At 31.2% G+C, this 12,765-nt stretch carries 14 protein-coding genes; 8 read left to right on the top strand and 6 right to left on the bottom strand.

Annotation, left to right across the window (positions count from 1 at the left end):
* Window positions 1-55: 55 nt before the first annotated feature.
* Window positions 56-661 (bottom strand): N-acetylmuramoyl-L-alanine amidase, encoded by a 606-nt coding sequence (locus HXZ74_RS11440; protein ID WP_114999893.1) that lies wholly within the window; start codon window positions 659-661, stop codon window positions 56-58.
* Between the two features lie 125 nt (window positions 662-786).
* Here HXZ74_RS11440 and HXZ74_RS11435 point away from each other — a divergent pair, with 125 nt between their 5' ends.
* Window positions 787-3,183 (top strand): TonB-dependent receptor, encoded by a 2,397-nt coding sequence (locus HXZ74_RS11435; protein WP_286475523.1) that lies wholly within the window; start codon window positions 787-789, stop codon window positions 3,181-3,183.
* 64 nt (window positions 3,184-3,247) lie between these two features.
* Here the strand turns inward: HXZ74_RS11435 and HXZ74_RS11430 are convergent, their stop codons facing one another.
* The gene (locus HXZ74_RS11430; protein ID WP_038333605.1) at window positions 3,248-4,129 is read right to left on the bottom strand and encodes a NifU family protein; all 882 of its coding nucleotides are present in this window, start codon (window positions 4,127-4,129) and stop codon (window positions 3,248-3,250) included.
* Window positions 4,130-4,188: 59 nt separating this feature from the next.
* Between HXZ74_RS11430 and HXZ74_RS11425 the strand changes: the two genes are divergently transcribed.
* A complete protein-coding gene (locus HXZ74_RS11425; protein WP_038333607.1) occupies window positions 4,189-4,701 on the top strand; it encodes a gamma carbonic anhydrase family protein in 513 nt (170 codons plus the stop codon).
* A gap of 41 nt (window positions 4,702-4,742) precedes the next feature.
* On the opposite strand, the gene HXZ74_RS11420 is transcribed toward HXZ74_RS11425, so the two are convergent.
* Complete coding sequence (locus HXZ74_RS11420) at window positions 4,743-5,198, bottom strand: DUF1569 domain-containing protein (protein ID WP_038333609.1); 456 nt, start codon at window positions 5,196-5,198, stop codon at window positions 4,743-4,745.
* Between the two features lie 54 nt (window positions 5,199-5,252).
* Window positions 5,253-5,864 (bottom strand): NADPH-dependent FMN reductase, encoded by a 612-nt coding sequence (locus HXZ74_RS11415; RefSeq protein ID WP_236688189.1) that lies wholly within the window; start codon window positions 5,862-5,864, stop codon window positions 5,253-5,255.
* Window positions 5,865-5,907: 43 nt separating this feature from the next.
* On the opposite strand from HXZ74_RS11415, the gene HXZ74_RS11410 reads away from it, so the two are divergent.
* From HXZ74_RS11410 to HXZ74_RS11395, 4 genes are all read left to right on the top strand, one after another.
* Complete coding sequence (locus HXZ74_RS11410) at window positions 5,908-6,864, top strand: hypothetical protein (RefSeq protein WP_236688190.1); 957 nt, start codon at window positions 5,908-5,910, stop codon at window positions 6,862-6,864.
* Window positions 6,865-7,401, top strand: coding sequence for a GNAT family N-acetyltransferase (locus tag HXZ74_RS11405; protein ID WP_353619256.1), 537 nt, complete (start codon window positions 6,865-6,867; stop codon window positions 7,399-7,401). It begins immediately after the preceding gene.
* Window positions 7,402-7,525: 124 nt separating this feature from the next.
* Complete coding sequence (locus HXZ74_RS11400) at window positions 7,526-8,173, top strand: 2OG-Fe(II) oxygenase (RefSeq protein WP_038333614.1); 648 nt, start codon at window positions 7,526-7,528, stop codon at window positions 8,171-8,173.
* A 130-nt stretch (window positions 8,174-8,303) separates the two neighbouring features.
* Window positions 8,304-9,386, top strand: coding sequence for a DUF695 domain-containing protein (locus HXZ74_RS11395; protein WP_038333616.1), 1,083 nt, complete (start codon window positions 8,304-8,306; stop codon window positions 9,384-9,386).
* 57 nt (window positions 9,387-9,443) lie between these two features.
* On the opposite strand, the gene trxB is transcribed toward HXZ74_RS11395, so the two are convergent.
* Together trxB and holA are read right to left on the bottom strand one after the other, a co-directional pair.
* Complete coding sequence (trxB, locus tag HXZ74_RS11390) at window positions 9,444-10,391, bottom strand: thioredoxin-disulfide reductase (protein WP_038333617.1); 948 nt, start codon at window positions 10,389-10,391, stop codon at window positions 9,444-9,446.
* Window positions 10,392-10,462: 71 nt separating this feature from the next.
* Complete coding sequence (gene holA / locus HXZ74_RS11385) at window positions 10,463-11,473, bottom strand: DNA polymerase III subunit delta (RefSeq protein ID WP_038333619.1); 1,011 nt, start codon at window positions 11,471-11,473, stop codon at window positions 10,463-10,465.
* Between the two features lie 3 nt (window positions 11,474-11,476).
* On the opposite strand from holA, the gene HXZ74_RS11380 reads away from it, so the two are divergent.
* Both HXZ74_RS11380 and HXZ74_RS11375 read left to right on the top strand, forming a co-directional pair.
* Entirely contained in the window at window positions 11,477-11,929 is a 453-nt protein-coding gene (locus tag HXZ74_RS11380; RefSeq protein WP_038333621.1) for a type I restriction enzyme HsdR N-terminal domain-containing protein, read from the top strand.
* A 60-nt stretch (window positions 11,930-11,989) separates the two neighbouring features.
* Window positions 11,990-12,754 (top strand): hypothetical protein, encoded by a 765-nt coding sequence (locus HXZ74_RS11375; RefSeq protein WP_286475521.1) that lies wholly within the window; start codon window positions 11,990-11,992, stop codon window positions 12,752-12,754.
* Window positions 12,755-12,765: the final 11 nt, after the last annotated feature.

Below are 12,765 nucleotides of genomic sequence, written 5' to 3'. Positions count from 1 at the left end.
ATAATTTGAAAATAAATATAAAAAAGGACTTCAATTTGAAGTCCTTTTTTTCGTTTTATATCGATTGATAATTCTCTAAAAATTGTACAATTTTTTCTGCTAATTGATTTTTATGATAAGCACTTTTCAAAGTTTCGGCATCAGTAGGATTACTTGCGAAACCTAATTCGATTAGAAAAGTTGGTACTTTAGAATCTCTTAATATTTTAAAGTTAGCCTTTTTCAAGCCTCTATTTTCGATTGAATTGATACTAACTAATTGTGCTAATTCAGTTCCAATTTTCTCTGTATGAGAGTCTGTATTATCTTTTTTAATGAAAACTTCGGCACCTTTCAAGCTATTATTCATCGCGTTGTTCAAATGTAAAGAGATAATCAATTCAGGATTCAATTCATGCATTTTATCAACACGAGATTGTAAATCAAGAAAATCATTCCCATCTCTCGTTAAAATAACATTGATATTTTTCTTTTTAGCTAATTGTTGAATTTTTTGAGCCAATTCTAAAGAATATTCACTTTCTACAATATTTCCATTATTTGAACCTTTATCAAAACCGCCATGTCCAGCATCTATGACAAAAGTTTTAGAAGTTTGCGCAAACATGGTAGATGTTGCAAATAAACTTGCAATAGCAAATAGATATAGTTTCTTTTTCATAATAGTCGTAATGATTTAATTAATATAAACATAATCAATTATTTATAAAAGATAACATTTTAGACTAAAAAAAGATGTAACATTTTAGCGATTCAAGCGTCTATAAGGTATAAAAATTAACACAAATGAAATTTTACGCATCCATTCTAACGCTTTTTTTACTCCAGAATTTTTTGTCTGCTCAATATTCTATAAAAGGTAAAATTGTTAACCAAGAAAATCAACCTGTCGAATTTTTAGATGTTTCTATCATTCAAAATGATTCTATTATAGATTTTATTACAACAAATACAGATGGAACTTTTCTTCTTAAAACTCCAAAAGGAGAAGTAGAATTATTGATAGAAGAAATGGGAAAAGTTGTAGAACAGCGAAAAATAGCTGTAAACAATGATTTGGATGTAGGAAATATTGCGATTACGAGTCAACAATTAGGTTTGAAAGAAGTTTTGGTGCAAGGAAAAGCGAAGACGTATGAGCGATTAGTTGACCGTTTGGTTTTTAATGTTGAAAATTCTATTGCGGCAATTGGTGGAGATGCTTTAGATGCTTTGAAAAATACACCTTCTGTCAAAATTAAAGATGATCAAATTTCTATTGTTGGAAAAAGTACGGTGAATGTTTTGGTGAATGATAGAATTGTTCAGATGAGTGGAAATGATTTAACAAATTATCTCAAAAGTATTCCATCTGCAAATATCAAAAAGATTGAAGTGATAACAAATCCTCCTGCAAAATATGAAGCTGAGGGAAATAGTGGATTAATCAATATTGTATTGAAAGAAGCAAAGCAAAATGCGTGGAGTACAACGTTGAGAAGTTCGTATACGCAAGGTATTTATGGGATTCTGAATGATGGAATTAATTTTTCATATTCTAAAGATAAATTTTCTGCGTTGGTTGATTTATCGCATTATACAGGAAATAATATTTATACCAATGATATGAATTATGATTATCCAACTGAGCATTGGAATCAAAAGGTAAGAAATAAAAAAATATACCGCGGTTTATCTGGTTTGACAACGTTAAGTTATAAGATAAATGACAAAAATACAGTTGGAATTCAGTTTAATGGAGGTCATAATTACAATGGAGGAAAAGAAAGAACAAGAACAATTAGTAATCAAAATGGTCAGATTATTAAAGATTTTTCTACCAATTCTCGTACAGGTGGAGATGGAGATAACTATAATTTGAACTTAAATTTTACTCACAAGTTTGATACAATTGGAAAGAAATTTTCTGTTGATTTAGATTATATGTCGAATACTGGAGCTAATGAAAATGATTTTATTTCGGATATGTATTTCAAGAAAGAGCGCAAAACAATTTTAGCAAATAATATAAATGATAAGGATATTCAGAATATTTCGGGGAAAATTGATTTTTATTTTCCATACAAAAAGGGAACGTGGGAATTTGGTTCAAAAGTAAGTTCTACAGAATCTGATTATAAATTAAATTCAGTTTTTACAGATATCAATACCAATGAGAATTTGATGACTCAAAATGATCATTTTAATTATACCGAAAATGTAGAAAGTTTATATTTATCGTATCAACGAAAATTATCAGATAAATGGTCAACAAAAATTGGACTTAGAGGAGAATTTATGCAATCTAAAGCCAATTCGATTACCACAAATACAGTTACTGAAAAAGAATATTTCAAATTATTTCCAACATTTTATATTCAATATCAACCAACAGAAGATCATTCGTTCAATTTTAATTTTGGGCGAAGAATTCAACGACCAGCTTTTTGGGAATTAAATCCAAATAAATTGTACAGTAATCCTATTTCTTACACAGAAGGAAATCCTTTTATGCAGCCAGCTTTTGTGTATAATTTCGAGTTAAGTTATGGATTCAAAGATTATTTACAAGCAAAAGTTTATTATCAAAATATACAAGATGGTTTTGGTCAAATTGCCTTTCATCAAGAACAAGAATTGGATGGGGAATTGACACAAACACAAATATTTAAGCGACTAAATTATTATAAAATGTCTAATTACGGAATTAGTTTATCATCAACTTTAAAACCTTATAAATGGTGGGAATCTAATCTTGAATTTAATTTTGGATTTAATAAATCAATCAATGAAATTGATGTGTTAGATAAAGAATATACAGGAAATGGAGCTAATTTTTCGGTTTATAATAACCTGAATTTAAATCCTAAAAAAACATTTACGGCTCAAGCTAATTATACATTTACACCAAAAGGAAAAAACAGAGAATTTAATTATAGTTCAAGTTCATCGTTAGATATAGGTTTTAAATATTTGGCGCTGGATAAGAAATTAACGTTGTCGTTGATGGCGTATGATATTTTCAAAACAGATCTTTCAACATTGTCGACAAATGTGCAAAATATTCCGCAATCGTTTAGACAATATTATGATTCGAAATCGATACGTTTTTCAGTTTCTTATAAATTTGGTAACTCAAAAATCAATGTGAGTAAACGTCAAACGTCTAATGCAGAAGAAGCAAATAGAAGTGGAGGAAAATAGAGAAAAAACAAAAAATCTCAGAGCATTTTGCTCTGAGATTTTTTAAATAAAAATATTTTTAATCTTATCCATTTACAGCTTCAACGTTGTCAACAACATCAGGCATCATTTGTTTTAAAATTCCTTCAATACCATTTTTAAGCGTGGCTGTAGAAGACGGACAACCAGAACAAGCTCCTTGTAATAACATTTTAGCTGTTCGTGTTTCTTCATCAAATTCAATTAATTCGATATTACCACCATCATTTGCAACTGCTGGCTGAACATATTCATCTAAAATAGCTTTGATTTGTTGCTCAACAGAAGAAAATTCTTCAGCAGATTTTACCACAACATGTTCAGGAGCTTCTGTTGTGAATTCGTAAAATTCATCAAAAACTGGACCTCCAGCTTGTAAATAATTCGTAATAAACGAACGAACATCCATCGCCCAAAGTGACCAATCTTCTGTTTCGTTTTTTGTTAAAGAAACATAATTATCAACAATAAAAACTTCTTCTACAAAAGGATATTCTTTGTAAATCGCAACAGCTAATGGAACTCCAGCAGCTTTTTCTCTCGATTTTATTTCGATGATTTCTGGCGCTAACATAGAATTTGAAACGAATTTCATCGCAGCAGGGTTAGGCGTCATTTCTGCATAAATAGAAATAGGAGCCTTTTTCATTGGCGCTAAAATTGCGTTTTCTTCTAAATGTTCATTGATAATTTCTTTCAAATCTTCTGTCACATCAGCCCAATCAACTGCATCTATTTTTTCTATCGCAACAAAATTCGCTGTGATAAATATTTTTTGAATAAATGGTATAGTCAATAAAACTTGCGCTAAAGGAGATTCGGTAGCTGTAGATTCTTTATCGAATTCCACGCCACCTTGTGTTAAAGTCTCGTCACAAACGAACTTCATCACGTTATTATTTGGTGTAATTTCTTCGTATACTCTCATAGTTGTACAAAAATACGCTATAAAAATGTATCTTTATCATTAGAATTATAGATTTTGTTATGGCAATAATTAAAGAATTAAATGGGCACACACCAAAGTTCGGTGAAAACTGCTTTTTAGCGGATAATGCGGTAGTTGTAGGAGAGGTAGAAATGGGAAACGATTGCTCAATTTGGTTTTCTGCAGTTGTGCGTGGAGATGTACATTATATCAAAATGGGAAATAAAGTAAATATTCAGGATAATGCAACAATACATGCGACGTATCAAAAATCGCCAACAACAATTGGAAATAATGTTTCGATAGGACATAATGCGATTGTACATGGTTGTACAATACACGATAATGTTTTGGTTGGAATGGGCGCAATTGTGATGGATGATTGCATTGTTGAATCTAATTCTTTGATTGCTGCTGGTGCAATTTTAACCAAAGGAACGCATGTAAAAGAAGGAGAATTATGGGGTGGAATTCCTGCTAAAAAAATTAAAGATGTTCCAAAAGAATTGAAAGAAGGTGAAATAGAAAGAATCGCCAATAATTATTTGATGTATAGTAGTTGGTATAAATAAAATAAAGCTCAGTTTATAACTGAGCTTTTATTTTATCTGAATTACATCAAACCAAACTGTTTGAAATGATGTGTAAAATGTTTTTTATGAAATGCTTTCCAATCTTCGTATCCAATCTCATTTAAAACTGGATTGACAATTTTTGCATCAGGATTTTCTGTGAAATAAGAATTGAATTTATCAATTTCTTGCTCCAACTTTTCTATAGAAGCTTCTAAAGAAGGGTAACGTAAATCCAGTAAACCTTCCATTCCGTTTGCTTTTATCCCTTTTTGCATTTCTTGGTCAGATTCTAATAAAAATGCTTTGTATTGCGGAATTTGTTCTGCAAGAACTCGGCAAGGAATATTCAATCCGCCATTAGACATTTTTGTAGAAACAATCAAATGCTCAACCATATGTTGAGGTGTCATAATTCCCCATTCTGGCTGTTGATCTACTTTCAAACTTTTTAGTTTCGAAATAAGATTAGCTTTATCTTCAAAATTTAAAAACATATTTTTTCTGTGAAGTTAGTTAGTCGTACAGTAATAATCAATAAAATTCTAGATTTATTTTGTTAGTTGCTCATACCATTTTACATACGCATCTACAAAATTCTGAATGAAACTTGTTGTTTTTTCGTTATTAAAATATCCATTTTCATCAAACACATCTGGTTTTAGTTGTCCTAAATAAATTTCGGGTTGTTGCATAGTCGGAATATTCAAAAAAGTTAAGGATTGTCTCAAATGATGATTCGCTCCAAAACCACCTATAGCACCAGTAGAACTGCTAATAACAGCACCAGGTTTATTATTCCAAACATTTTTTCCGAAAGGACGAGAAGCAACATCTAAAGCATTTTTTAGAACCGCTGGCATAGATCGATTATATTCTGGTGTGATAAAAATTAGGCCATCCAATTCAGAAACTTCTTTACGAAAAGCAGTGTAAGAATCAGGAACTTGATTATGGTCATCAAAATCTTGGTTATAAAATTCTAATTGTCCAATTTCAATTATCTTAAAGGTAAATCCCTCGGGTGTCATTTTTATTAAATTTTTAGCAATTTTTCTGGAATTAGCTTCCTTTCGTAAACTTCCTATAAAAAGTCCAATCGTTTTTTGAGTCATAATTTTATTGGTTTTTGTTTTTACTAAAGTTAAATATTTTGATTTCATTTTGATAGGTTTTAAGCTTAAATTTGTATTCTAAACCTACTTTATGATAAAAAATCTGTCCTATCTTTTTTTATTTGTTTTCCTTAGCGCGTGCGTTTCTCAGCACAATAAAAATATTCAGGAAAATATTCTTTCGCTTAAAAATAGTTATTGCAAGGCGCCATATCATTATAATTATGATAAAAAATTACCTTCTTATAACTCTGACTCAATTTTGGAAACGAACAAAGATTTAAAACATAATTTTTCCGATCAAAGTATATTGATTCTTAATGCGCTTGGAACGATAGATGAGGTGGAGAAAATTGTCGAATTAAAGAAAGATTCATCTTTAGAATCTCGCGTGAAAGTGCTCGAATTGAAGAATTCGATTAACAGTAAAATTACAATTGCACTAACCGAATTGGACGCTGTTGCTGCCGAATTTGATTGCGAAGGCGAGCGTGTAGCGCAGATGGCAAATTATGTGGATAATCTTAATGATAATAAAAATAATAAATTGATTATTTACTCGATTGTAGCTGGTGCAGCAGCTTCTGTAGCAAGCGGAATTATAAAAAGTGATGGTTGGGGTAGTGCTGTCGATATTTCTGGTGGAGTTTTGGGAGCTGGTTTGGGCTTTGCAACTTTAAATCCCAAAGGAAAAAAAGTAGAATTTGTTCATGAGCGAAATTTGCTTCGAGATGTTTGGAATCAAAAACTAGAATCAGAGAATTTTCCACCGTTTGTTTGGTATATGTACACAGAGAAAAAGTTTTCAAATTATACAGGAGGATTGTCGATTATCGAAAATATAAAGAAGCGTTGGTTGCAACTCAATTTTGATAATAATATAAATGCAGCAAATCAATCGGTTAACTTTCAGAATGGAGGCGAATATCGTGCAGATGATTTACATAATCGTACATCAATGCTCAATCAAATGCAGTCTGCAACGCGAACAATTAATCAAAATATTAATTATTTGTTGTTAGATTTAGATAAATTAGTGTTGTATTAAATGAAACAAATGATAAATATTCAGCCCAGTTTAGAGAATGATTTGGTAGAACTTCAACCGCTCAATGAAAATGATTTTGAAGCGCTTTATTTAGCTGCTTCGGACCCTAAAGTTTGGGAACAACATCCAAATAAAAATCGTTGGAAAAGAGATGTTTTTATGAATTTTTTCGAAGGTGCAATTCAAAGTAAAGGCGCTTTCAAGATTATTGATAAACAGACAAATCAAGTTGTTGGTAGTTCTCGTTTTTACGATTATGATGAGCAAGATTCATCTATTTTGGTTGGTTATACATTTTATTCGACCAATTGTTGGGGAAAAGGTTTTAATCCATCTGTTAAGAAATTGATGTTTGATTATATTTTTCAGTTTGTTGACAAAATTTATTTGCATGTTGGCGCTGATAATATACGTTCGCAAATTGCAGTAGAGCGATTGGGTTGCAAAAAAGTGAAAGAAGAGCAAATTGAATATTTTGGAGAAGAGCCAAAATTAAATTTTATTTATCAGTTGAATAAAGTTGACTGGTTTAAGTAATTGATAATTAAAACTATTTTTTGAGGACAGATTTTTTTCTGTTCTTTTTTTTGAAAAAAACTCAAAAATATGATTATGTTTTTCGTAATAAAATATACTTTTACTGAAGTTTTCATAATAATGAATGAGTAATATTACATTAAACCCAATTTATGAAAAGATTATTGATGACTTATCAAATCAAAAATACTCTATTTCAGACTTTTTTTTCTCAACAGAGGAAACAAAGCAACTTCGCGAAGCAATAATTCGAAAAGAAAATAAAAAAGATTTTCATCAAGCAGCCGTCGGAAGTTCGGTTAACGAACAAATTGTAAAATCAATCAGAGGCGATAAAATCAGATGGATTGATGAAGAAAATAAAACAGAAACGGAAGAAATTTTTTTCTCAAAAATCAATGATTTTATTGAGTATCTCAATCTAACATGCTACATGGGCATTGAGGAAAGTGAGTTTCATTATGCCATTTATCCCGAAGGGACATTTTATCAAAAACATGTTGATGCTTTCAAGAATGATGATAGACGCACACTTTCGATTGTGTTGTATTTGAATGATGAAGAATGGAAAGATGAATTTGGCGGACAATTGACCTTGTATTTGGCAGATGAGAATAAGGCTGAAAAGGAATTAGATATTTTACCTCTTGCTGGTCGTTTGGCTGTTTTTGATAGTAAAAGTATTCCGCACGAAGTAAAAACCGTTAATCGACCAAGATATAGTATTACAGGTTGGTTGAAAACTAGAGGAAATATATTGACATATTTGTAAAAAATCTGTAGTCGTTTTGTAGTCACTTTAGAAATTTGGTTGTAGGATTATTGTAGTAAGAATTAATTTATTTGATGAGCAATAAGCTCTATATTTGATTAATTACAAATTAAACTACAACTAAATAACTATGAATTTTTTTAAGAATATTTTCAATAAAAAAGAGAAGGTTGATTCTTATGAATCTTTCTGGAAATGGTTTCAAGAGAATGAACAAAAATTTTATGAAGCTGTAAAAAATCAACGAAATATAGAAGCTAATTTTTTTGATAAATTATCGCCTCAATTGGATCGTGTTAAAAGTGAGCTTTATTTTTTGACTGGAATGGCTGATGATAACACGGCTGAACTAATTTTCACTCCAGACGGAATTATTAAAAATATCGTTTTTGTAGAAGAGCTTGTGGCAGCTGCTCCAAATTTACCGAATTGGAAATTTACTGCTCTAAAGCCTGCAACTGGAAATATGGGATTGAATATGGGAGATTATAGTTTTGATGAAGATAAACTATCTTTTTATTCCATTAATCACGAAAATTATCCTGACGAAATTGATATTGTAATTGCTTTCGATGAGTATAAAGAAGAAGATAAAAACCAAATTCTGAATGGAGTTTATATCTTTTTAGATAATTATTTAGGCGAATTGAATACCGTTACAATTATTGACAATCTATCTGTAATTGCGAAAGATGATGCTGAGCAAGAGCTAATTCCGATGAATAAGTTGAAGGATTATTTGACTTGGCGAGAAAAGGAATTTGTCGAGCAATATCAAGCAACAAGATACGAAACTGAAAATGATAGTTATTCTATGCTAGAAGCGCAGCTAGAAAGCGGAAATATGTTATTGGCAGTGATTAATACGAATTTATTGAATTGGGATTCAAAACCTTCTCATCCGTGGTTGGCGACATTGATTATTAAATATGATGGTAGCGAAACGAATGGAATGCCAAATTCTAGGGATTATGAATTATTGAATGCAATAGAAGACGAATTAATGGAAACATTGAAAGATGAAGATGGTTATTTGAACGTAGGAAGAGAAACTACTGAAGGCGAAAGAGAAATTTATTTTGCGTGTAAAGATTTTAGAAAACCATCTAAAATTTTCTATGAAACCGAACAAAAGTATAAAGACGTTTTTGAGATTTCATTTACAGTTTACAAAGATAAATATTGGCATCAATTCGAACGATATAGACAATAAAAGAAAAGCTCAACCAATGGTTGAGCTTTTCTTTTTTCTTATATATGCTAAACGATATTATACTTCGTCAAAGAATTCTGCAACATAACGTTCTGCGTCTAATGCAGCAGCACAACCAGATCCAGCAGCAGTAATTGCTTGTCTGTAAACAGAATCTTGTACATCACCAGCAGCAAAAACACCTGGTACATTTGTTTTGTACGAACGATCTTGAGTGATTAAATATCCTGTTTCGTCCATATCCAATTTCCCTTGGAATAATTCTGTATTTGGTTTATGTCCAATCGCGATAAAAACTCCATCAACGATTAATTCTTTTTCTTCGTTTGTAATATTGTTGATGATTTTCGCTTTTTCAACAACATTGTTTCCTTCCAAACCAATTAATTCGTGGTTATATAAAACCTCTAAATTATGTGTATTTGCAACACGATCTTGCATCGCTTTAGACGCGCGCATTTCTTCTTTACGAACCAATAAATAAACCTTGTTACAAAGTTTTGATAAGTAAGTTGCTTCTTCAGCAGCGGTATCACCACCACCAACTACCGCAACATCTTTACCGCGGTAAAAGAAACCATCGCAAGTTGCACAAGCTGAAACTCCACTACCAGCGTATTTAGTTTCATCATCTAAACCTAAATATTTCGCTGTTGCACCAGTCGAAATAATGATAGAACGCGCTTGGTAAGTTCCGTTGTTTGATTTTACAGTATGTACATCACCTTCTTTTTCTCCAAAAGTTACTTCCGTTACATATTCGTATTTTATTTCAGTTCCAAAACGCTCTGCTTGTTTTTGTAAATCAGCCATCAATTCTGGTCCTGTAACTGCTTCTGGATAACCTGGGAAATTCTCAACATCCGTTGTTGTTGTTAATTGTCCACCTGGCTCCATTCCAGTTAAAATCAAAGGATTCATGTTCGCGCGTGCTGCATAAATTCCCGCTGTATAACCTGCAGGTCCAGATCCTATTATGATAACATCTCTTACGTTATTTTCCATTGTGTTGTTTTATTTTTTTACAAATTTAGTATTTCTTATTTAGTTTTCTCGATTCTATAAATAGATGAAAACTATAGATTCATAATTTTATACACTAATTCAATTAATAATTGGCTTGGTGTCACATTTCCAGTAGTTCCAACACCTTTTCCTTTCAAATCATATTCACGAATAAATGAGATAATTCTCGTAGCTTTTTTTAGCGGATAATTACTCGCAGCGGTCATCATTCCTTGTACAAAGTAGGGATTAATTCCTAATACTTTTGCCAAATTTTGTTTTGATTTATCAGGCGTAACATGTATTTGAATGATGTTTGTAAACAGATTAAAAATTGTTGTGATTGAAACGACGTACGGATTATCCTTCGGATTTTTTTCGAAATATTTAATGATTTTGAATGCTTTTTCGATGTTCTTCGTTTCGATTGCATTGCGAAGTTCAAAAACATTATAATCTTTACTAATCCCAATATGTTCCTCAATATGATTTGGTGTGATGGTTTTATCCGCACCAACAATTGTAAAGAGTTTTTCTAATTCATTGTTCAAACGAGATAAATCTGCACCTACATATTCCGTCAACAGAAACTTTGCTTTTGGTTCAATCTTAAATTGATTAGCTGCAACTTTCTGTTCTATCCAAGCAGGTAGTTCGCTTTCATAAATCCTTTTGAATTCGTGGTAATACCCTTTTTCATTCAGAATTTTATAGATTTTCTTGCGTTTATCAAGTGAATTTCCTTTGTAATTGATGATTAAAACCGTTGAATCTTGTACTTGATTTGCATACATTTCCAACTGATCTATCGAACGGCTAAGATGTTGTGCTTCTTTTACAATCACTACAGATTTTTCTGCCCCCATCGGGTATTGACGGGCCATTCCAATCAATTGTCCAACTTCTACATCTTGTCCATAAACTATTGTTTGATTAAAACCTTTTTCTTCTTCTGGTAAAATATTCGCCTCCAATAAATCAGTTACCTGATCGATGAAAAACGGCTCGTCGCCCGCTAAGAAGTAAATCGGTTTATAGTTTTTGTTTTTTATATCTTTGATCAAAGATTCTACAGGACTCATACAATGACTGAATTAGTACAATTAAATTTTTCCGAAAAATACCAAATAAGATTGAAACAAGCCCAAGATAAATTGTATATCTTTTGTTTGATTCGAAAAAAATGGTTGGTCTATACGCCAGAAGAATGGGTTAGGCAACACGTTCTGAATTATTTAATCAACGATTTGGGTTATTCAACTTCGGCGATTGCGTTGGAAGTTGCAATTGATATTACAGGAATGCGAAAACGTGCAGATATTGTCGTTTATCAGCAAGAAAAACCATTTATTATGGTGGAATGTAAAGCGCCGCATATTGCAATTTCGCAAGCAACTTTTGATCAAATTGCGCGTTACAATATTGTGTTAGGTTCTCAATTGTTGATGGTAACAAATGGTTTGAATCATTTTTATTGTATGATGGATTTTGTTCAAAAAAGATATAACTTCTTGAAAGAGTTGCCGAAGAAAGGATAATTTGAAAATGAGCTAATGTGTTGATTTATTAATGAGCTAATTTTTAAAGAAAGAGATAATATGTTTAATCCTTCAAGAAGAAATAGAGATATAGGTACTGTCAAACAGGGTTTTAGTCAGAATAATAAACTGACGATTTCTACGCCGTATGGTAGTTACCAATCTTTTTATGAAAAATTAACAACTTATAAAAAAGAGAGCAGGATTATTAATAATCATGAATTTGTGTTTGTAGTGGAAGATACAAGACCAAATTCTGTTCACGCATGTTCAATAAATGATATTGTAAAAATTATTTCAAATATACCTGTTGAGGATTATGGAGAATTAAAATTTATAGTTTTGAGACAACCAAAGCGAAAGGAGCAAATTATTTCGAGTGTTTGGGGAAGATTAGTTTATTTATACGAATTCGAGAAAGAAGATTTTCCTGCTATTATTTTAGAATCTATAGATAAAGATTCACAATTAATTTGGAGTAAAAAGCTATCAGTTGATGAACGAAAAGAATTTGAAAGACTTAAAAATGACGGACATATATTTGAAGAAAGTAATAAATATTTTACATCTAAAATAGAACCTGATTTTGCAAGAAATACACAGTTGTATAGAACATTATTACATGAGTTTGGACATTATGTGCATTATTTAGAGCAAGTAGAAAAACCAGGTCATATTGATGAAGAATTTGATGAATGGGAGAAACGAACTGATATTCATGTAAATCTTCCGAAAGAGGAAAAAGAAAAGTTTGCGAATAATTACGCAGATAAAATAAAATCCGAGCTGATTAAAAAAGGAGTGATACCATTTAAACCATTATAAAGACAAAAGCC

This window comes from Empedobacter sp. R750, assembly GCF_030324345.1.
Taxonomy (GTDB): Bacteria; Bacteroidota; Bacteroidia; order Flavobacteriales; family Weeksellaceae; genus Empedobacter; species Empedobacter falsenii_C.
The sequence above is the reverse complement of the archived record's forward strand: the minus strand, read 5'-3'. Positions and strand labels throughout refer to the sequence as shown.

Excerpts from the sequence above, each read along its gene's own strand:
- HXZ74_RS11435 (WP_286475523.1), top strand. The coding sequence starts at position 787 with ATGAAATTTTACGCATCCATTCTAACGCTTTTTTTACTCCAGAATTTT.
- HXZ74_RS11375 (WP_286475521.1), top strand. The coding sequence starts at position 11,990 with ATGTTTAATCCTTCAAGAAGAAATAGAGATATAGGTACTGTCAAACAG.
- HXZ74_RS11430 (WP_038333605.1), bottom strand. The coding sequence starts at position 4,129 with ATGAGAGTATACGAAGAAATTACACCAAATAATAACGTGATGAAGTTC.
- HXZ74_RS11380 (WP_038333621.1), top strand. The coding sequence starts at position 11,477 with ATGACTGAATTAGTACAATTAAATTTTTCCGAAAAATACCAAATAAGA.
- HXZ74_RS11405 (WP_353619256.1), top strand. The coding sequence starts at position 6,865 with ATGAAACAAATGATAAATATTCAGCCCAGTTTAGAGAATGATTTGGTA.
- trxB (WP_038333617.1), bottom strand. The coding sequence starts at position 10,391 with ATGGAAAATAACGTAAGAGATGTTATCATAATAGGATCTGGACCTGCA.
- HXZ74_RS11400 (WP_038333614.1), top strand. The coding sequence starts at position 7,526 with ATGAGTAATATTACATTAAACCCAATTTATGAAAAGATTATTGATGAC.
- HXZ74_RS11420 (WP_038333609.1), bottom strand. The coding sequence starts at position 5,198 with ATGTTTTTAAATTTTGAAGATAAAGCTAATCTTATTTCGAAACTAAAA.
- HXZ74_RS11425 (WP_038333607.1), top strand. The coding sequence starts at position 4,189 with ATGGCAATAATTAAAGAATTAAATGGGCACACACCAAAGTTCGGTGAA.
- HXZ74_RS11415 (WP_236688189.1), bottom strand. The coding sequence starts at position 5,864 with ATGAAATCAAAATATTTAACTTTAGTAAAAACAAAAACCAATAAAATT.
- HXZ74_RS11410 (WP_236688190.1), top strand. The coding sequence starts at position 5,908 with ATGATAAAAAATCTGTCCTATCTTTTTTTATTTGTTTTCCTTAGCGCG.
- HXZ74_RS11395 (WP_038333616.1), top strand. The coding sequence starts at position 8,304 with ATGAATTTTTTTAAGAATATTTTCAATAAAAAAGAGAAGGTTGATTCT.
- HXZ74_RS11440 (WP_114999893.1), bottom strand. The coding sequence starts at position 661 with ATGAAAAAGAAACTATATCTATTTGCTATTGCAAGTTTATTTGCAACA.
- holA (WP_038333619.1), bottom strand. The coding sequence starts at position 11,473 with ATGAGTCCTGTAGAATCTTTGATCAAAGATATAAAAAACAAAAACTAT.